At 35.6% G+C, this 20,809-nt stretch carries 21 protein-coding genes; 14 read left to right on the forward strand and 7 right to left on the reverse strand.

All coding sequences use genetic code 11. The annotated features are described in order from the left end of the window. Positions 1-56 precede the first annotated feature (56 nt). The 8 genes from PYW37_RS00980 to PYW37_RS01015 all read left to right on the forward strand — a co-directional run bounded on the left by PYW37_RS00980 (position 57) and on the right by PYW37_RS01015 (position 8,753). The gene (locus PYW37_RS00980) at positions 57-1,493 is read left to right on the forward strand and encodes a glycoside hydrolase family 1 protein (RefSeq protein WP_025016602.1); all 1,437 of its coding nucleotides are present in this window, start codon (positions 57-59) and stop codon (positions 1,491-1,493) included. A 63-nt stretch (positions 1,494-1,556) separates the two neighbouring features. Further along, entirely contained in the window at positions 1,557-2,009 is a 453-nt protein-coding gene (locus tag PYW37_RS00985; protein WP_023190059.1) for a dUTP diphosphatase, read from the forward strand. A 252-nt stretch (positions 2,010-2,261) separates the two neighbouring features. Then, entirely contained in the window at positions 2,262-3,605 is a 1,344-nt protein-coding gene (locus PYW37_RS00990) for a bifunctional metallophosphatase/5'-nucleotidase (RefSeq protein ID WP_010905177.1), read from the forward strand. A gap of 14 nt (positions 3,606-3,619) precedes the next feature. Next, on the forward strand, positions 3,620-4,378 hold the full coding sequence (locus PYW37_RS00995; protein WP_012897022.1) for a YutD family protein: 759 nt from the start codon (positions 3,620-3,622) through the stop codon (positions 4,376-4,378). 193 nt (positions 4,379-4,571) lie between these two features. Next, positions 4,572-5,669: a dual-specificity RNA methyltransferase RlmN gene (rlmN, locus tag PYW37_RS01000; protein ID WP_012897023.1), complete on the forward strand. Its 1,098-nt coding sequence runs from the start codon at positions 4,572-4,574 to the stop codon at positions 5,667-5,669. Between the two features lie 244 nt (positions 5,670-5,913). Then, positions 5,914-6,525, forward strand: a complete 612-nt coding sequence (locus tag PYW37_RS01005; protein ID WP_003129755.1) for a nitroreductase family protein — start codon at positions 5,914-5,916, stop codon at positions 6,523-6,525. 149 nt (positions 6,526-6,674) lie between these two features. Continuing rightward, complete coding sequence (locus PYW37_RS01010) at positions 6,675-7,655, forward strand: polyprenyl synthetase family protein (protein ID WP_012897024.1); 981 nt, start codon at positions 6,675-6,677, stop codon at positions 7,653-7,655. Positions 7,656-7,847: 192 nt separating this feature from the next. Next, positions 7,848-8,753, forward strand: coding sequence for a prenyltransferase (locus PYW37_RS01015; RefSeq protein WP_023190056.1), 906 nt, complete (start codon positions 7,848-7,850; stop codon positions 8,751-8,753). Between the two features lie 21 nt (positions 8,754-8,774). On the opposite strand, the gene PYW37_RS01020 is transcribed toward PYW37_RS01015, so the two are convergent. The 4 genes from PYW37_RS01020 to PYW37_RS01035 form a co-directional block, all read right to left on the reverse strand. Further along, positions 8,775-9,923 (reverse strand): CPBP family intramembrane glutamic endopeptidase, encoded by a 1,149-nt coding sequence (locus tag PYW37_RS01020; protein ID WP_023190054.1) that lies wholly within the window; start codon positions 9,921-9,923, stop codon positions 8,775-8,777. A gap of 280 nt (positions 9,924-10,203) precedes the next feature. Next, positions 10,204-10,404, reverse strand: coding sequence for a hypothetical protein (locus PYW37_RS01025; protein ID WP_003129760.1), 201 nt, complete (start codon positions 10,402-10,404; stop codon positions 10,204-10,206). Next, positions 10,391-12,520, reverse strand: a complete 2,130-nt coding sequence (gene feoB, locus PYW37_RS01030) for a ferrous iron transport protein B (protein WP_023190052.1) — start codon at positions 12,518-12,520, stop codon at positions 10,391-10,393. Before feoB ends, PYW37_RS01025 begins: the two co-directional genes overlap by 14 nt. Before the next feature lie 101 nt (positions 12,521-12,621). Further along, positions 12,622-13,080: a ferrous iron transport protein A gene (locus PYW37_RS01035; protein WP_003129762.1), complete on the reverse strand. Its 459-nt coding sequence runs from the start codon at positions 13,078-13,080 to the stop codon at positions 12,622-12,624. A 334-nt stretch (positions 13,081-13,414) separates the two neighbouring features. On the opposite strand from PYW37_RS01035, the gene msrB reads away from it, so the two are divergent. Continuing rightward, positions 13,415-13,843 carry a peptide-methionine (R)-S-oxide reductase MsrB gene (gene msrB, locus PYW37_RS01040; protein WP_023190049.1) on the forward strand — a complete coding sequence of 143 codons (429 nt, stop codon included), beginning with the start codon at positions 13,415-13,417 and terminating at the stop codon, positions 13,841-13,843. Positions 13,844-13,973: 130 nt separating this feature from the next. Here msrB and PYW37_RS01045 read toward each other — a convergent pair whose 3' ends face one another. The 3 genes from PYW37_RS01045 to rpmB form a co-directional block, all read right to left on the reverse strand. Continuing rightward, a complete protein-coding gene (locus PYW37_RS01045) occupies positions 13,974-15,638 on the reverse strand; it encodes a DAK2 domain-containing protein (protein WP_021721783.1) in 1,665 nt (554 codons plus the stop codon). Continuing rightward, complete coding sequence (locus PYW37_RS01050) at positions 15,638-16,000, reverse strand: Asp23/Gls24 family envelope stress response protein (RefSeq protein WP_025016601.1); 363 nt, start codon at positions 15,998-16,000, stop codon at positions 15,638-15,640. The genes PYW37_RS01045 and PYW37_RS01050 overlap by 1 nt, the downstream gene beginning before the upstream one ends. Before the next feature lie 278 nt (positions 16,001-16,278). Next, positions 16,279-16,473, reverse strand: a complete 195-nt coding sequence (gene rpmB / locus PYW37_RS01055; RefSeq protein WP_003129776.1) for a 50S ribosomal protein L28 — start codon at positions 16,471-16,473, stop codon at positions 16,279-16,281. 135 nt (positions 16,474-16,608) lie between these two features. Here rpmB and PYW37_RS01060 point away from each other — a divergent pair, with 135 nt between their 5' ends. The 5 genes from PYW37_RS01060 to rfbB all read left to right on the forward strand — a co-directional run bounded on the left by PYW37_RS01060 (position 16,609) and on the right by rfbB (position 20,676). Next, positions 16,609-17,268 (forward strand): DUF1129 domain-containing protein, encoded by a 660-nt coding sequence (locus PYW37_RS01060; protein ID WP_012897029.1) that lies wholly within the window; start codon positions 16,609-16,611, stop codon positions 17,266-17,268. A 198-nt stretch (positions 17,269-17,466) separates the two neighbouring features. Beyond that, complete coding sequence (gene rfbA / locus PYW37_RS01065) at positions 17,467-18,336, forward strand: glucose-1-phosphate thymidylyltransferase RfbA (protein ID WP_025016600.1); 870 nt, start codon at positions 17,467-17,469, stop codon at positions 18,334-18,336. A 398-nt stretch (positions 18,337-18,734) separates the two neighbouring features. Beyond that, entirely contained in the window at positions 18,735-19,328 is a 594-nt protein-coding gene (locus tag PYW37_RS01070) for a dTDP-4-dehydrorhamnose 3,5-epimerase family protein (RefSeq protein WP_010905193.1), read from the forward strand. Continuing rightward, a complete protein-coding gene (locus tag PYW37_RS01075; protein WP_003129781.1) occupies positions 19,328-19,582 on the forward strand; it encodes a hypothetical protein in 255 nt (84 codons plus the stop codon). Before PYW37_RS01070 ends, PYW37_RS01075 begins: the two co-directional genes overlap by 1 nt. Positions 19,583-19,623: 41 nt before the next feature. Then, positions 19,624-20,676: a dTDP-glucose 4,6-dehydratase gene (gene rfbB, locus PYW37_RS01080; RefSeq protein ID WP_023190041.1), complete on the forward strand. Its 1,053-nt coding sequence runs from the start codon at positions 19,624-19,626 to the stop codon at positions 20,674-20,676. Positions 20,677-20,809: the final 133 nt, after the last annotated feature.

Here is a 20,809-nt window from a genome sequence, read left to right on the forward strand (position 1 = left end):
ATAAAACGGTTACAAATGTTATAATATAGACTATAAACAAGTAATGGGGGAATAAAATGGAGCACAAAAAATTAAAAGCATTTCCAAATAATTTTCTATGGGGTTCAGCTTCGGCAGCTTATCAAGTTGAGGGAGCACCTTTTGAAGATGGCAAAAAAGCCAGTGTCTGGGATAATTTTGTCCGTATTCCAGGCAAGACTTTTAAAGGAACGAATGGGGATGTCGCTGTTGATCATTATCATCGCTATAAAGAAGATGTGGCTTTAATGAAAGAGTTGGGCCTTAAATCCTACCGTTTTTCAATTGCTTGGACGCGGATTTTACCTGACGGACGTGGCGAGGTCAATCAAGCGGGCTTGAAATTCTATGAAGATTTGATTGATGAGTTGATTGCTAATGAGATTGAACCAATTGTCACGATTTATCATTGGGATTTGCCCCAAGCCTTAGAAGATTTATATGGTGGTTGGGAATCACGAGAAATTATCGCAGATTTTGTTAACTATGCTGAAGTTTTGTTTAATGCTTTCAAAGGTAAAGTAAAACATTGGGTATCGCTTAATGAACAAAATATTTTTACAAGTCAAGGTTGGTCACTCGCGACTCACCCACCTGGAAAAAGAGATATGAAACTTTTTTATCAGGTCAATCATATTGCTAATCTGACAAATGCTGCGGTAATCAATAAATTTCATGAACTTGAAATGGATGGACAAATTGGCCCTTCGTTTGCCTATACGCCACAATATGCTAAGGATTCTGACCCACTCAATGTTTTAGCGGCTGAAAATGCAGAAGAGCTTTATAGTCACTTTTGGATGGATGTTTATCTTTACGGAGAATACCCAATTGCGGCAATGGCTTATTTACGTGAAAATGGGCTAGCACCTGAATTTGAAGCAGGGGATGCTGAACTTTTGAAATCAGCTAAACCTGATTTTCTAGGTATTAATTATTACCAGACAGCTACTAACGCATGGAATCCAGTTGACGGAGGAGTTGGAGTCGGTTCCTTTAATACAAGTGGTAAAAAAGGAACAACCAAAGAATCAGGAATTCCAGGCCTCCATAAAAAAATTCAAAATCCTTTTATTAACCGAACAAATTGGGATTGGGAAATTGACCCTGAAGGCCTGAGAATTGCACTTCGTCGTATCACTTCTCGTTATCGTATTCCAGTGATGATTACAGAAAATGGCTTGGGCGAATATGATAAAGTTGAAGATGGAAAAATTCATGATGATTATCGAATCAAATATCTAGAAAGTCATGTTAAAGCAATCAAAGAAGCGATGACGGATGGAGCAAAAGTCATTGGTTATCACACTTGGTCTTATACTGACCTCCTTTCTTGGTTAAATGGCTACCAAAAACGTTATGGCTTTGTCTATGTTGACCAAGATGAAACAATGGAAGGTTCATTGAAACGGATACCGAAGGATTCTTATTACTGGTATCAACATCTCATCGAAACAAATGCTGAAGAAGTCTAAATGAAAAGCGCTCTCTGAGTGCTTTTTTTATGATATAATAGAAAAAAACAAATGAGGTAAGAGATGAAAATTCGTGGATTTGAAGTGGTAACTAAATATAAAAATGCTGGAATTAATATACCAAAACGTTCAACTGAACATTCAGCAGGTTATGACATTGAAGCAGCTGAAACCGTTAGTTTTGCGCCAAGGGAAATTAAATTAATTCCAACAGGCTTGAAGGCCTATATGCAGGCAGGTGAAGTGCTTTACATGTATGACCGTTCATCAAATCCTCGTAAAAAAGGCTTGGTTTTAATCAATTCAGTAGGTGTTATTGACAAGGATTACTATAATAATCCTGATAATGAAGGGCATATGTTCATGCAGATGCGTAATTTCACTGATGAAGAAGTCGTAATTGAAAAAGGGGAGCGCGTGGTTCAGGGAGTCTTCATGCCTTTCTTGGTCGCTGATGGTGATGAAAATCAAGAAAAAGAAGAACGGACTGGTGGTTTTGGGTCAACAGGAGCTTAATCCAAATTAAAGTAATTTAAGAAGCGCAATTGCGCTTTTTATTTTTGCGAATGGAAGCTTTTAAAGCCTATTCATATTACCTGTGTTATAAATCTTAAGTTTGTCACAAGCAAACTGCTAGGGCATCTGTAGATGCTTTATTGCTCTGAGGAAGATACTATAGCAATCTTAAGTTTCACTTGCTTATAAATTAGGCGAAAGCTAGTAAGACGAAATATTGTTTAGCCTTAGTAGCTATGCTATAATAGTATTATGAATAAACTGCGTATCCTCCATTTGAATGATTTACACTCTCACTTGGAACGTTTCCCTGTGATTGAGCGTTTTTTTGCGGAAAAATCACATGAAGAAGTTGAAAGTTTGTCTTTCGACTTGGGTGACAATGTGGATCGGGTTCATCCTTTGACGGAGGCAACAGAGGGACAATTTAATGTTGAATTGATGAATCGTTTAGATTTGACGGCGGCGACAATAGGTAATAATGAGGGATTAGGACTGACACATGAGATGCTTTCTCATCTCTATGATGAAGCTAATTTTCCTGTTCTCTTGTCAAATTTGGCGACAAATTTTGCACAATCTGAGCCTTTGATAGTCACGACTTCATTTGGCTTACGAATTGGATTAATTGGTTTGACAGCCCCTTATGTTCTTGCTTATCCACAGGCGGGCTGGGAATTGTCAGACCCTTTTGTGGTTTTAGATGAACTTTTACCAAAACTGGATTGTGATTTTACCATTTTACTTTCTCATTTGGGTAAGAATGTTGATGAGCAAATTGCGAAGGACTATGATGAGATTGACTTGATTATTGGAGCTCATACACATCATTTATTTGAACATGGTGCTCAAGTTAATCAAACCCTTCTTGCAGCTGCTGGACGCTACGGCGAATATGTGGGGCAAATTGATTTAACTTTTAATGAAAATAATCAATTAGTTGATGCACAAATTGAAGCTATAGCAACCAATACGCTTCCTCAAAGAAAATCGGATTTGGTAGAAACCAATGGTTGGGAACTGAGAGGGCATAAACTCTTAGAGGGAACAGTCGTTGCTGATTTACCTAAAGCCTTACCTAATGTTTTACCGGATTTCAAGGGAAGCCATTATTTGGCAAAAATCTTTGCAGACTATGGAAATACAAAACTTTGTCTCATGAATTCCGGTTTGTTGGTGACAGATGAATTACCAAATCATTTAACTTTAGATGATTTACATGAATTTTTACCCCATTCGATTCGTTTAGTTCGTTTCACATTTACAGGTGAAGAACTTAGACAAGTTTTGCTTGAAATTATGGATGTTTCGGATTTCCTTGCCACCCAAAAAATTCAAGGAATGGGTTTTCGTGGAAAAACATTTGGTTCTCTTATATTTCATGGAATTGAACCACGCGAAGGTGATTTTTACATAAAAAATTCGGAAAATCAGTCACTTGAAAAAATTTCTGATGAAGAGAGTTATCAAATTGTTTTACCTGACCAATATTTGTTTGCTTGGTATTTCCCTTTATTGAAAAAATTGGGAAAATCAGAAATTTTATTCCCTTATTTCTTACGAGAAATTGTAGCAGAACATTTTAAAAATAAATAGAAATAGAAAAATTAATGGCTAAAGTAATAGACGAAAGTAAGTTAAATTATAATAAATATCCTGGCGAACATGTTATGGCAGTAGGGGAAGTTGTTCAAGTTGGACAACGAACTTTTCATATTGTTCATAATTATCGTGAGGCTTTTGATGCGGAAAAATTAGAACAACGTTTTTCTGATGTTTTAGATAAGTATGATTATATTGTGGGAGATTGGGGCTTTGAGCAATTACGTTTGAAGGGTTTTTTCTCAACCAGTCGTAGAAAAATGTTGGCAGACAATAAAATTGATCATCTTGAAGATTATGTCAATGAATATTGTAATTATGGTTGTGCTTATTTTGTTTTACGGCGGATTCGGACAAAAGATGAAGCTTTTGTTTCTGAGAAACTTTTTACCGAAAAAGAGTTGAAGCAAGGATTTGATAAGCCACGTCGTAAGAGAAATCGCAATCGAAATCGGGTGCGTGATGAGCAAAAAGTTAATGCTAAAGAAGACAAACGTTCAGAAAATTCATTAGAAGCTCGAAAAGATTTTAAAATTCGTGAAAAATCTACTGACAGAAAACCAAAAGTTACTGACAAAAATAAAAAAGTTTCTGTCAGTAAAAAATCTCAAGAGAGAAAAACAGACAATAAAAAACAAAATCCAGCTAAAGATTCTGATAAAAAATTTACAATGAAAAAACGGAATCCTCGTAAAAAAGTTGAGCAAACAGAGACTAAAAAGCAAGAGAATCAAGGCTTTGTCATTCGTAATCGTAAAAAGGATTGAGGATTTTGTAAAAGTTATTTGACGGTCAGCCAACTTGTCAAAGACTAAAAATTATCGTAGAATTAACATTTATGGACTTCTAAGTGATTTAGTTTTTCATAAATAAATGATAATAATTTAAATTGATTTTATGAGTGTATTCAAGGGATATGAAAAATTGCACGATTAAAATTTGAGATACTTAAGGAAAATAATGACAGAGAATATAATAACAGAAACGCGTCCTTCAATTTATGGATTGACACGTGACCAATTAATTGAATGGGCAATTGAAAATGGAGAAAAGAAATTCCGAGCAACTCAGGTTTGGGATTGGCTTTACCGTAAACGTGTTCAATCTTTTGAAGAAATGAGCAATTTATCAGCTGCTTTTATTGATAAACTTAATGAGCATTTTATTTTGAATCCATTAGAACAAGTTGTTGTTCAAGAATCTGCTGACGGAACAGTGAAATATCTATTTATGCTTCCTGACAAGATGATGATTGAAACAGTTTTGATGCGTCAATCTTATGGTTTGTCTGTTTGTGTTACAACTCAAGTAGGTTGTAATATGGGTTGTACTTTCTGTGCTTCTGGGATTTTGAAAAAAGAACGTGATGTGACTGCTGGGGAAATTGTCAGCCAAATCATGCTCGTTCAAAAATACTTTGATGAACGTGGTTTAGATGAACGTGTTTCACACGTGGTAGTTATGGGAATTGGTGAACCTTTTGATAATTACGAACATCTAATGAACTTCTTGCGTGTTATTAATGATGATAATGGGCTGGCAATTGGGGCCCGTCACATCACAGTTTCGACTTGTGGATTTATGCCAGCAAAAATTAAAGAATTTGCGCATGAAAATCTACAAATCAATTTAGCAATTTCACTTCATGCTCCAAATAATGAGTTGCGTACTTCATTGATGCGTATTACTCGTAACGCACCACTTGAAAAACTTTTTGAAGCGATTGACTATTACACAGAAACAACCAATCGACGTGTGACTTACGAATATATTATGCTTTCTGGTGAAAATGACAGCCCAGAAATTGCTCAACAATTGGCTGACTTGATAAAACCTAGAAATAAATTGTCTTATGTTAACTTGATTCCATACAATCCAGTTGCAGAACATATTAAATATGAACGTTCAACAAAAGATAATACGGCAAAATTTTATGATGTTTTGAAGAAAAATGGCATTAACTGTGTCGTTCGTCAAGAACATGGAACAGATATTGATGCAGCTTGTGGACAATTACGTTCAAAACAAATTAAGAAAAATAAGGCCAAATTAGCCTAATATAAAAACTGCTGACCAGGCAGTTTTTTTATTTCCACTTTTGTCAGTAAAATATTTCGGAAATAACCTATATTTAATAAAAAAATAAATATAATGAATAAATATGCTATGCAAAAGTGACAAAAATTTGCTAAAATATAAACAAAGAAAAAACGGGTGTCTGCTCTACTAGACTTAGAAATTGATGCAAACAATTTCAGAGAAACTATTCAGCTACATCTCATAAGAGGAATAGAGGAGTATCATGGATTACGTAAAGCTCAATAAATCACGACACAAAGTAAAAAACTTTGACGGTAAAAAAATTCCCACAGTGGATGTTAAACAAATTATTTCTGCAGCAAGTTTAGCTCCTTCTGCCCACAATATTCAAAGTTGGCATTTTGTCATTGTAGAATCAGAAGAAAAACGGGAAGCATTACTTTCTGAAGTTGATCCTGGCAATCACGAACAAATCAAACAAGCTGGTGCAGTCATCGTCCTCTTTAGCGATACAGATTTAGTTGAACGTTCTCGTGATATTGCTAGATTAGGAGCTGGAGAGTTGGATGATGAACAACTTCTGCGCTTCAATAGTCGTTATCCACAAATGTATGAAGGATTTGAAGAACTTCATGAAAGTAATTATCTTTCTATCAATATTGGTTTGGTTACAATGAATCTTGTTTTGGCTATTAAAAATTACGGTTATGAAAGCAACATCATCATGGGCTTTAATCGAACTCAAAAAGTGAATGAACTTTTAGAAGTTGAAAAACGTTATCGCCCAGAACTAATTATTCCGCTTGGAAATTCAGAAGACAAAGGAAAACCAAGTTACCGCTTACCTCAAAGTCAAATTATGGAAATTCGATAAAAAAGGAGTTCATCTGAACTTCTTTTTACTTATGAAAAAAAGGCATTATGTTCGCAACATTGGGTCTATTTTGCTAAAATGGAGTAAGATATTTGATAAGTCATTATCAAAAGAAATGAATGAATTATCGAGAGGAAAGAGAAAAAACATTGCTCACATTTTGGCAGGATTATCCCGAAATTCAGAATAAATTAAAGGATGTCCAAGCGCTCATGATTGAGCGTTTAAAAATTAATAATCAAGAGATAGAAGCAGCACTAGAGAAATTTGCATCACGTGGCGGGAAAATGGTTCGTCCTGCGCTTTTTTTGCTGTTCGCTGGGATTGTCCCTAATGGCTCTAAAGATGAAGAGAAGCTCATTAAAATCGCTGCATCATTAGAGATGCTTCATTCAGCAACATTGATTCACGATGATATTATCGACGACTCTCCTTTAAGACGTGGTTTACCGTCAATAGAGTCACAATTTGGCAAAGATGTAGCTGTTTATGCTGGAGATTTTGTTTATACTGTTTATTTTGAATTATTGATTGAAACCATGAATGGGACAAGTTTTGTCGCTAAAAATGCTCAATCAATGAAAAAAATTCTTCAGGGTGAATTGACTCAAATGCAATCTGCTTTTGACAAAAATAATACAGCGAGACGCTATATGAAAGCAATTAGCGGAAAAACAGCTGAATTACTGAGTCTTAGCTGTTTAGAAGGCGTTTATTTTGCTGGCGGGGATAAAAAATTACAACATTCTGCCCGTAAAATTGGTCGAGCAATTGGTCTTGCTTTTCAAGTTTATGATGACATTTTAAATTTTACAGTAGGACTTGATGAAGCTGATAAACCTATTTTGACAGATTTCCGTCAAGGGATTTATACATTACCTTTACTCTTGGCTCGTGAAGTAAATGATGAAGCGATTGCTCCTTATTTAGAAGCGCCAGAAAATTTGTCAAGACAAGAATGTTTAGATTTAGCAGAATTAGTGACAGAATCAGGTGGGATAGCAGGAGCGCTCCTTGTTGCTGGAAGATTAACAGAACTGGCTTTGAATGAAATTCGGAAATTACCAGAGTCGCCAAATCGGCAGATTTTAGAAGAAGCAACACAAATTTTATTGGAAAGAAATTATTGAAAACCTGTCACTGACAGGCTTTTTCATAGAAAATTTTACTGACAGCTATTAGAAAGTTTTCTGTCAGTAACTTTTGAGATAAAGCTTTTAAAGCTAGTATTTCTCTAGTTTGATTTTAAAAGTTTTGATTTAAAATGTGATAAAATAAGAAATAGTTTTTATAGACGAATTGATAAATAAAAAGAGGAAATAATGAATTTTAAAATATTTGCTGAACTAATTGAATTGAAAGCTAAAACTGCTTCAATTTTTCCATTTTTACTAGGGCTTGCTTACTCGCTTTATCATTATCAGTCAGTCAATTTGTCAGCACTTGCCATTTATTTTGTGGCAATGTTTATGTTCAACTGTTTTGTTGATATTTGGGACAACTATAATGATTATCATAAAGCAGTAGATACAGATGATTATCAAAAAAATACAAATATTATCGGACGCGAGAACTTATCAATGGGACTCATCAAAAGTTTATTGGCCTTTTTCTTTTTTGGTAGTCTGATTTTAGGAATTATTGTCGCTTTAATGACTGGTTGGGCAGTCTTTTGGTTGGGACTACTCTGCTATGCTGTTGGAGTTTTCTATGCTGGAGGGCCAAAACCACTCTCATCACTTCCACTTGGGGAACTTTTATCAGGTTTGACAATGGGTTATATCATTTTTCTGATTTGCCTTTATATCAATAGTTCTCAGAATTTTGTTTGGTCATTTGCGAATCTGGCAACAACTTTCTTGATTGCTTTACCTAATACATTATTGATTGCAAATCTGATGTTAGCCAATAACACCTGCGATTTAGAAGAAGATGAAGCCAATCACCGCTACACAATCGTGCATTATATTGGGAAAAAGGCAGCACTTATTTGGTGGACTACAGCTTTAATTTTGGCTTTTGTTGCCATTGTTGTTGCAGTAATTTTAGGATTACTTTCTCCAATTATGCTTTTAATTCTGTTAATTGCACCATTGATGATAAAATTTGCTCGACCATATTTGCAAAAACAAGTAAAAAAAGAAACATTTATTTCATCAGTTAAAATCTTAATGGTTTTTCAACTTGTACAAGTCCTACTATTCTTTGTTAGTTTAATTAAATTTTAAAAAAGAAAAACTCCAAATGAATTAATTTGGAGTTTTATTATTGATTGTTTTAGATTGATTTGTTTTTTCAGTTAGTGGTCTTGCACCATTAACCAGAGCGATTAATGCAAAGACTGGACCACCGATATAAGGAAGTAATAACCAGCAAAGATTTCCTAAGTGGAAATCAAAGAAAACAATTAAAAAGATATATAGGGCGATTCCTAGAAGAAATAAAAGATAAATAGGTAATGCTTTATTTGCAATTTCTGCTCGACTGCCAGCACTAGTAGATATTTTTGAAAAAAGGAGCATCGTTGGTAAAATCAAAATTCCATAAATCATTGAAACTAGGGCAAAAATTCTACGGAAAGTTGAACTTTGAGCAAGAGTAGGTAACTTACGGGCCGTAAGTTGTGGACTACGTTCTTGAATGGCGGCAATGAATTTTTCTCTTTGAGTCCAACCCGTGTAAAATAATGCGAAAGCGAGTGTTCCAAAAATAAACCATTCGTAGAGAATTGTCAGAGGGTTGGTTTGTTGTGAAGATAAACTACCCGAACTGGCCATGATAGCCATGAAATCATTCATGGCATGTACCACAATCGCAAAAATCAAATTGCTTGTTTTCATGTAAACCACAGCTGCGAAAAGTCCAAAAGCCATAACTCCAAGAACTTGAATGATAGTATTTCCTAAAGGTTGATTACGAATATTGACCAAATGCATGAGTCCAAATAGTATACTTGAAATAAATAAAGGAACAATAATCTTATCTTTAGAATTTTTAACTAAAATACCAAAAATCAAACCTCTAAAAGAGAGTTCTTCAGCAAAACCAATTAATAAAGTGGCTCCAATGGCTAGAAAAATATACGAAGTGGGGGCATGTTTTCCTATTGCAAGAACTAAACCTGCCAAAAACATGACTAAAGGAAGAATGAGCATTCCTAATGCTTTTTTCCAGTTATATCCTTTAAATAGCAATTTTTGATGCCAGAAAAAATGATTGAGTAGCAGTAAGATGATGATAATTGGAATTTCTTGAATAATAATAGAGGTTAGTGAAGCAAAAAGTCCGAGGCTGCGTAACCAATTGATAAGACCAAGAGCCTTGAGAATAGGATTGAGTGCCAGTAAGTAGGCAAGCCAGACCAAGAAAACACTAAAGACGCTGATGTATTTTTTCATAGAAGACCTTTCTTGAGTTAAAAAATAGTTGTCAGTGAGCCTTTGTGAAAAAACTTTGACAGATTTTGCATAATGTTTCAGTTATATTTTGATTATAGTTATAAATTTTCTTCTTGTCAATTATAAACAAAGGGTAAGTGATAAGCAGATCAAGATTATTAAGTAAAAAGTACTGACAAATTTATCGGTATTCTAAAACATTCAAAATAAGCTTAAAAAAATACTGACAGACTTGTTATGGTAGTAAATTTAACCATAATAAATCTGTCAGTAAATTTTTTTAATTACAACAATCATGTTTAACATCTGTTTTTTTAGTTGAATGAGATTCAGCTGAAACGGGTAGAGCCGCCGCTCCCTTGACCGGACAAGTGTTAACATTGCAGTCTTCGCAAGCCCCTTTGCTACGAACAGTTTTAAAAATGGCAAATCCAGTAATAATGAGGATGACAGCCAAAATGACAATACTAGCTAAGTTCATAAGTAAGACCTTTCCCTTTTCTGAAAATGAAATATAAACCAACCGACAATACAATTAATGCTAATAAACTAAAAACATCAAAGTTTTGTGAGCTAAACAAACTATCCAATTGATAAATAATGAAACTCATGCTATAAGCAACTAAAGTTTGAAAACCAACCGCTCGTAAAGTCCAACGAACATCGCCCATTTCTTTATAAATTGTTGAGATTGCAGCAACACATGGCGCGCAAAGCAGATTGAAAACAAGGAGAGAATAAGCGGAAAGAGGAGTATAGGTGGCTTGAACAGCAGACCAGAGTTGGTGACTGTCAGAAGAATTATGAGCGAAAAGGACACCCATTGTTCCGACGATTGTTTCTTTTGCAATTAGTCCAGTAATTGTAGCGACTGTTGCACGCCACTCGCCAAAACCAAGAGGAGCAAAGATAACAGCAACAACTTTACCAACATCAGCAAGAATGGATTGACTCGCATCAACATGTGCCAAGGTCCAATTATAATTTGAAGTGAACCAAATCAAAACATTCATAGCGAAAATGATCGTACCAGCCCGCTTGACGAAAGAAAACGCACGGTCGAAAGCATATTTTAAAACAGTCATCGCATAAGGTAAATGATAGGCAGGAAGTTCCATGATGAAAGCCGAAGTATCACCAGAAAACATCCTTGTTTTTTTCAAAATAATACCGGAGAGAATAATCATGGACATTCCTAAAAAGTAAGCACTAGGAGCAACCCAAGAAGCATGAGGGAAAAAAGCACCAGAAACTAATGCGATAATAGGGAGTTTGGCAGAACAAGGCATAAAAGTTGTGACCATAATTGTAATTTTTCGGTCACGCTCTTGCTCAATCGTTCTCGTCGCCATAATTCCAGGCACGCCACAGCCGGAAGCAATAAGCATGGGAATAAAAGACTTACCAGAAAGGCCAAAGCGTCTAAAAATTCGGTCCATGACAAAGGCTACCCGAGCCATATATCCAGAATCTTCCAGAATTCCTAAAAGTAAAAATAGCACAAAAATCTGTGGAACAAAACCTAAAATTGCCCCAATTCCGGCAACGACACCATTTAAAACTAAATCTTGAACCCAAGGAGTAACAGCTAAAGCATTCATTCCATTGGCAATTAAATCAGGAAGCCATTGACCAAAGAAGACATCATTGAGCCAATCGGTCGCTGCTGTTCCGACAGTTTGAATAGAAATAAAATAGACCAACCACATGATAAAAACAAAAATAGGAAGTCCCAACCATTTATGGGTAATAATCTGGTCGATTCGATCTGTCAGATTAATTTTACCAGTTTCAGTCTGAGTAACGCAAAGTTGAACAATATGACCAATTAAATCATAACGTTCATTAACGATAATCGATTCACGGTCATCTGCCATTAATTTTTCGGTGATAGAAACAATTTCCTCAATTTCAGCCAGTTGTTTTGCTGATAAGCCAGCTTGAGAATTGTCAGTAGGAACTTGCTGGCTTAGCGCTTTATCTGTTTCTCCAGCTAATAAAAGTTTGTCGCCTTCGAAAACTTTTATTTGTTCAAAACGATTGGTAAAACCAGTTACTTTACCAATTTCCGAGAGCGCCCCTTCAAGTCGATGGTCATAATCTAAAGGCTGACTTTCATGACTTTTAAGTGCTACTTTAACAACCTCATCTAAACCTTTATTTTTAATGGCCGAGGTTGTAACAACAGGAATTCCAAGGCTATAAGAAAGTTTTTCAATGTCGATTTTTTTTCCTTGACCAGCCAAAAGGTCGCTCATATTAAGCGCTAAAACCATAGGGATTCCAAGTTCCATCAGCTGTAAAGTCAAATAAAGTGAACGCTCTAAATTCGTTGAATCCACAATATTAATGAGGGCATCCGGTGGTGTTTTTGTCAAAAAATCTCTGGCAACTTGCTCATCAAGTGAATAAGGAGAAAGAGAGTAAAGACCAGGCAAATCTTGGATACAAATACTTTTATCTTTTCGATAAAATCCAGATTTCTTTTCAACAGTAACCCCTGGCCAATTACCAACTTGCTGATTTGATCCGGTTAGTTGATTAAAAATACTCGTTTTTCCACTATTGGGGTTTCCGAGTAGTGCAATTATTTTCATATTATTAAAATTTCTTCTTAAATTTCGTTAGACTTTGTTAAGTGTTCTAGGACAATTTCTTTACAAAAATAACGATAAAAATAGGTCAACAATTTTGCTTACTATCGTTCAAGAACGACTTTGATTTTTTCAGCATCCGTCTTTCTCAAAGAGAGAGAATAGCCTCGAAGCCTAAGTTCAAGAGGGTCGCCAAGTGGTGCTAATTTTTGCAGATGAACACTTGTTCCTCGCGTAATGCCCATGTCCATCAAGCGGCGCCTGATATCAGACGTTGCGTCAATCATACGAACGACACCAGTTTGGCCAACTTGCAAGTGAGCTAAACCAATGATATCCTCGCTAGAACGTTCTTCTTTTACAAAAATTTGCTCCAAGAATTCAGAACTTAAAGCAAGGCGAGTTTCATCAATTTTAACAATTGCATTCTCACCGTCAGTAGAAATTAGTGTTATTTTTTTATCGGAAATCATGCCTAAATCACGCAGTTTAGCTTGGTTTTTCCCAATAATTTTATGAATATAATAAATTTGCCCAATATGGGTATTGTTAAGAGTTTTCATTTTACCTCCCGGAATCAAATGATTACAGAAAATGTCAAGTACGTTTTACATTCATGATTATATCAAAATTTAAAGTACGATACAATAATTTTCTGAAAAATAACAGTAACTTTTAATATTTAAGAAATGGAATTCCTAAAATCTTTAAGTACTTTCAATGGAAATCAATAGCGATTTTTGATAGGATGAATCATATCAGATGAGGACTTGTTTTTGACAAAAAGTACTTGTTGGTAACCTAATGTAAAGGTGTCAAGCCCTTTGTCAACCAAGTTTACACTAGTGTCAAAAAGGTTGACAGTCAATGGTCACATGTAGGAAAGGAAAATTGCTGATGGAAAAAGAAGAACTTAAAAAGAAATTAAGCCCACTTGCTTATCGTGTTACCCAAGAAAATGGGACAGAGGCCCCTTTTGCTAATGAGTTTGATGATTTCTTTGAAAAAGGATTGTATGTTGATGTTGTGAGTGGTGAAGCCCTATTTACAAGTTTAGATAAATATCAATCAGGCTGCGGTTGGCCAGCCTTTACACAACCGATTGATAAAGGAGTTGTCAAAGAAAAACGAGATAAATCTCTATTTATGGAACGTACAGAAGTTCGTTCTAGTAATGCTGACAGTCATTTGGGTCATGTTTTTACTGACGGCCCCCTAGATAAGGGAGGCTTGCGTTATTGTATTAATTCTGCCGCTTTGCATTTCGTTCCTTTTGACCAATTAGAAGCAGAGGGTTATGGAGAGTACGTAAAATACTTTTCATAATTCTATACACTCAATAAAAAAGTTACTGACAGAAATTTTAATCGATGAAAAATGCTTCTGTCAGTAACTTTTTATAAAGCAAAAGAAAAATTCTGATGTTAAACATCAGAATTTTTTTTATTTCTATATTTTACTCAACTGAGAAGAGATATGGGTAAACCGGTTGTTTTCCTTCGTGGATTTCAACTTCAATTTCAGGATATTTTTTCTCAAGTTCTTTAGCAATTTTGTCAGCATTGGCTTTTTTGCCTTCTTCACCAATATAAATCGCCACAATCTCACTATCTTCATCAATCATTTGATCAAAGACAGCAAAGATTGCATCATTCATTTTTCGTGTTGAAACAACAATTTTGTTATTCAACATTCCAAGTGTATCTTTTTTATGAATTTCGATACCATCGACATTTGTATCACGAATGGCCGTTGTTACTGAACCAGATTTAACGTCAAGAAGTGCATCAGTCATAGCGGCTTTATTTTCTTCAATTGAACGTGTAGGGTCAAAGCTCAAGAGTGCTGTAAATCCTTGAGGAACAGTGGCAGATTCAATCACTTCAACAGGAATTTCAGCAACTTCAGCAGCAGATTTTGCAGCCATAAAGATATTCTTGTTATTAGGTAAGATAATTACTTTTTCTGCGTTAACAGCTTCAATAGCAGTCAAAATATCTTCTGTCGAAGGATTCATTGTTTGACCACCAGAAACAACATGATTAACACCCATTTCACGGAAAATATCAGCTAAACCTTCACCAGCAGCAATAGCAATTAAGCCCCAGTCTTTTTTAGAAGTAGAAGTTGAAACATTTGTTGATTTTGCTTCTTTTTCAGCGACTCCTTCATTTTGCAGGCGCATATTGTCAACTTTAACTTTTACAAGACGTCCATATTTAAGTCCTTCTTGCATAACTAAACCAGGATCTTCTGTATGAACGTGGACTTTAACGACTTCCTCATCATCAACAACAAGAAGTGAATTCCCAATTCCTGCAAGATAAGCTTGGAAGTTATCGTGGTCGTAACTTTCACGAGAAGTTGGACCTTTACCGAGTTCAACCATGATTTCTGTACAATAACCAAATTTGATGTCCGCTGTTGAAGCATTGGCAACACTTTCGTGTTCAACATTAACCATACGGTCCATTGCGCCAAGTTCGGCAACAGGTGTTTCTGGTACGAATTCACCATTAAGCGCCATTAAAAAGCCTTCATAGATATAAACCAAACCTTGACCACCAGAGTCAACAACTCCAACTTCTTTAAGAACTGGGAGCATATCAGGAGTCATGGCAAGTGCTTTTTTAGCTCCTTCAAGTGCTGCTTCCATAATTTTAACAGCATCATCAGTTTCGTCAGTTTTGCGTTTTGCTAACTCAGCAGCACCACGAGAAACAGTTAAAATTGTTCCCTCAACAGGTTTCATAACTGCCTTATAGGCTACTTCGACCCCATTTTGAAGTGCAGCTGCAAGATGGATTCCATCAATTTCTTCGTAATCTTTAACATATTGAGCGAAACCACGGAAAAGTTGGCTTAAAATAACACCAGAATTTCCACGAGCCCCCATAAGAAGACCTTTTGAAAGAATTTGAGCCACTTGACCAACAGTATCAGCTGGTTTAGAAGCAACATCTTTTGCCCCATTTGTAATGGTCATGCCCATGTTTGTTCCTGTATCTCCATCGGGAACAGGGAAAACATTAAGCGAGTTAACATATTCGGCTTGTTCGTTCAAACGGCTTGCCGCTGCTTGAATCATTTCTTGAAATTTACTTGCATTAATATTTGACACTAATCTTCAACCACCTTCACATTTTGTACATATACGTTTACGCTACTGGCTGTGATGCCAAGTTGATTTTCGAGATTGAAACGAACACGTTCTTGAATATTTTTTGCAACTTCGCTAATTTTTACACCATAAGAAATGACAACATAAACATCGATAGAAGTTTCGTTGTCAGCAGTTGTAACGACAACTCCTTTAGAATAGTTTTCTTGACGCAAAACACTGCGAACATTATCTTTAACAGCAGATTTACTGGTCATGCCGACTACGCCGAAAATTTCAGTTGTAGACGCACCCACAACCGTTGCAATGACTTCGGTAGCAATATCGACATTCCCGTGTTGGTTGTTGATAGTAACACTCATTTTCATAGCTGTACCGTCGTCAATAATTTACAAATTTTTGTAAATAAAGAAAAATTGACTGACAAACGGCACTTTCCTCCATATTATTTAAATATCATTACTCATTTTATCATACTTTTATAAAATAAAACAGCTCTTTTGAACTGCTTTTTGAAATTTACCATTTGTCAGCGCTGACAGAGTTTGTTGGTAACAATTTTATTTACTGACAGAGCTGTCAGTAAATAAAAAACCCCGTCAGATGACAGGATATTTTTGTGTTTTGCAAAAAACAAAAATTATACGCGTTCTACGCCTGCTGGCAATTTCTTCAAAGCTTTAGCTGAAGCCCATACAGTTTTGAGTTCACCGTTTTCAAGAATTGTAACTTTTTGAAGATTTGGTTTAACTACACGTTTAGTTTGATTCATCGCGTGTGAACGGTTGTTACTTGAAACAGTCTTACGACCAGTAAAATAACATTCTTTAGACATGATATTTACCTCCCATTAGATTTTTATGTGCTTAAAAACAACATACTTGTTGATTATAACATTTTTCAAATAAAAAAATCAAGCTTTTGACTATTTTTGGCTGTTTTTTTTCACGCTTTCTGATAAAATGAGATTATGGAAAATTTAATCGAAGAACTTACTGCTAAAAATAAAGAATACATTCATTCGGTAACGAAACAACTGATTTTAGTTGGGAAATCAGATGAAGAAGTTAAAGAAATCTTGAATGACATTCTTCCGCAAATTATTGAAGGTCAAAAATCAGGAATTATTGCTCGTAAATTATTGGGAGCGCCAACTGAATTTGTTGCTCAATATCAACCAAAAGTTGCTGATAGACCAGTCAGTGAAAAAAATGAAAATCCAGTTTTGATGTGGCTTGATAGTAGCCTACTCTTTTTAGGATTTATTTCTCTTTTAAATGGAGTAACCGCACTTATCACTTCTAAGGCTCCGGTTTATGGCTTGATTACAACAATCTTGTCAGCGGCAGTTGCTGGTTTGGTAATGTATATGATGTATCGTTACTTTTATCGTCCTAAAGCGGATAACAGTCGTAGAACTTGGAATTGGAAAGGTTTTGCAGCAACCACTCTGTCAGTTCTCCTTTGGATTGCGGTAACTATCTTCTCTGGCCTTTTGCCAACATCAGTTAATTTGCAACTTCCTGCAATTGCTTTGGTCATTGTTGGACTTGTAGCCTTTGGAGTTCGTTGGCTCTTGAAACGTCAATTTAATATTCAATCTGCTTTGGTTGCTCAACCAAGAAGATAAAAAAGGAAGTCTCTAATTTTAGAGATTTTTTTATTTATAATTTATATAGGTAGAATCTTTTCATTAGTGTTTTAAAATAGTATCAGAAATGCCTATTTATCAACCTTTTATCCTCAAAATGACCACAGAGGGTTGTGTATTGATAAAAATTTTGTGTTATAATGTATATTGATTAATTATGATTATGGAGGTCCTTTGATGAAAGGGATTATTTTAGCAGGAGGGTCTGGAACACGACTTTACCCACTCACACGTGCTGCCTCAAAACAATTGATGCCTATTTACGATAAACCAATGATTTATTACCCATTGTCAACTTTGATGTTGGCTGGGATTAAAGACATTTTGATTATCTCGACACCAACAGATACCCCACGTTTTAAAGAGTTACTTCAAGACGGTTCTGAGTTTGGGATTAATCTGCAATATGCGGTACAACCATCACCAGATGGATTGGCTCAAGCTTTTATTATTGGTGAAGAATTTATTGGTGATGATTCAGTTGCGCTTATTTTGGGTGATAATATTTATCACGGACCTGGAATGTCTAAAATGCTCCAAAATGCAGCTGCAAAAGAAAAAGGAGCCACTGTTTTTGGTTATCATGTTCCTGACCCAGAACGTTTTGGTGTCGTTGAATTTGATGAAAACATGAAAGCTGTTTCTATTGAAGAAAAACCAGAAGAACCTAAATCAAATTATGCAGTAACTGGTTTATACTTCTACGATAATGATGTTATTGAAATTGCCAAAAACATTGAACCTTCATCTCGTGGAGAGCTTGAAATTACTGACGTAAATAAAGCTTATCTTGAACGTGGCGATTTGTCAGTTGAATTAATGGGCCGTGGTTTTGCTTGGTTAGATACTGGAACACATGAATCTCTCCTTGAAGCCGCACAATATATTGAAACAGTTCAACGGATGCAAAATATGCAAGTGGCAAACTTGGAAGAAATTGCTTATCGTATGGGTTATATTACAGCTGACGATGTTCTTAAATTGGCTCAACCGCTTAAGAAAAATGAGTATGGTCAATACTTGCTTCGTTTGATTGGAAAAGACTAAAAAGTCATTATTAAAGTAAAGTTGTCAAAGTACAAGAAGGACAATCAATGCTAAAAAATATTTGGGAATGGTTTTTGTGGTTTACTGGTGTGACTGACGTAGGTTGGTCAGCGTGGTGGGGCGGATTTTTTCAGCTGTTTACCACTTTTTGGTGTCTTTGCTGTTGTTTGGCGAAGACTAAAATGTCATGCACCAGGTTGTCATCGAATTGGACTTCATCGCACAGCTGATGGACTTTATGTTCTTTGTCGAAAACATCATCCAGATGTACCTAATAAGCTAACGCTCGAACACATTCAAAAATCACACGTCAATGCAAAAGAGAAAAAAGATAGTGACTGAATGAAGTTAGCGTTGTTCTTGAATAAACTTTGAAAATAGTGATTAGAAAGAAAAATATGACTGATAATTTTTTTGAAAAAACATTGGCTGCACGAGAAATCAGCCAAATTCCTGGAATGTTAGAATTTGATATCCCAGTTCATGGTGATAATCGTGGATGGTTTAAAGAAAATTTCCAAAAAGAAAAAATGATGCCACTTGGCTTTCCAGAAAGCTTCTTTGCCGAAGAAAAATTACAAAACAATGTAAGTTTTTCTCGTAAAAATGTTTTGCGTGGTCTCCACGCTGAACCTTGGGATAAGTATATTTCTGTCGCTGATGGCGGAAGTGTTTTAGGCGCATGGGTTGATTTACGTGAAGGAGAAAATTTCGGTCATGTTTATCAAACTGTGATTGATGCAAGTAAAGGAATTTTTGTTCCACGTGGTGTGGCTAATGGATTCCAAGTTTTGTCTGACACAGTTTCTTATAGCTATTTAGTTAATGATTACTGGGCACTTGAACTTAAACCTAAATACGCTTTTGTGAATTATGCTGACCCAACTTTGGGAATTAAGTGGGAAGATGTTGAAAATGCTGAAGTTTCTGAAGCTGATAAAAATCATCCATTATTAAAAGATGTAAAAGCTTTGAAGGCTGATGAACTCTAATGTTTGCTTTACATTTACGAACTAAAAAACGTTTAGAATTTTGGCAAGTTGAAAAAAATACTGACAGACCGAGCTGGGCCAATCAGGCATTTACTGACGGGGGCTTTTCTTGGAATGATAAATCGCTGTCAGTAAAAAATGTCGGTGGTTTACTCAAAATGACAGTCCCTATTGGCGATTATTTGGTCTTCAATGGAAAATATTTAAAAGCTGTGCCAAAAGCAAAATTTGTCAGAGAGTATCGAGTGGATTAATTTTCAAGATTTACTAATAAATAATCGAAAAAGGAAAAAACATGACTGAATTTAAAAATATCGTTGTGACAGGAGGAGCAGGATTTATCGGCTCAAACTTTGTACACTATGTTTATAACAATCATCCAGACGTGCATATCACAGTTTTGGATAAATTAACTTATGCAGGAAATGTTAATAACATTAACATGTTATTTGACAGTGGACGTGTCGAACTTGTTGTTGGCGACATTGCAGACCCTGAAATTGTTGATCAAGTGGCTTCTAAAGCAGACGCAATTGTTCACTATGCAGCTGAAAGCCATAATGATAATTCTTTGAAATCTCAAGATGAATTTATCCAAACAAACTTTATCGGAACTTATACTTTGATTCAAGCGGCTCGTAAATATGATTTACGCTTCCACCATGTTTCTACTGATGAAGTTTATGGTGATTTGCCTTATCGCGAAGATTTGCCAGGTCATGGCGAAGGTGAAGGTGAAAAATTTACTGACAAAACACCTTACAATCCATCAAGCCCTTACTCTTCAACTAAAGCGGCTTCTGATTTGATTGTTCGTGCTTGGGTCCGTTCATTTGGGCTTAAAGCAACAATTTCAAACTGCTCAAATAACTACGGACCTTTCCAACACATCGAAAAATTTATTCCTCGTCAAATTACTAATATTCTTTCAGGAATCAAACCAAAACTTTACGGTGATGGTAAAAACGTTCGTGACTGGATTCATACAGAAGACCATTCATCAGGTGTTTGGACAATTTTGACTAAAGGTCGTATGGGTGAAACTTATCTTATCGGTGCAGACGGTGAAAAAAATAACAAAGAAGTTCTTGAAGATATTTTGACTCGTATGGGCAAAGATAAAGACGATTATGACCGTGTAACTGACCGTGCTGGCCATGACCTTCGTTATGCGATTGATAATAGTAAATTACGTACAGAACTTGGTTGGGCTCCAAAACATACTGACTTTGAATCTGGTTTGCAAGCGACAATCGACTGGTATCGTGAAAACGAAAACTGGTGGAAAGCTGAAAAAGAAGCTGTTGAAGCAAAATATGCTGAAACACAAAAGGTTTTGGATAAATAATTTTTCTGTCAAATTTGACAGGCTTTGTTTGCAAAGCTTGTGAGTATAGAAAGGTATTTTCTGATGAAAAATACTCAGCTGCTAAATGTTGTTTTAGGAATTGTGATGTTTATAGTTGCTATCATTGAGCTCT

This window comes from Lactococcus lactis (genome assembly GCF_029023865.1).
Classification (GTDB): Bacteria; Bacillota; Bacilli; order Lactobacillales; family Streptococcaceae; genus Lactococcus; species Lactococcus lactis.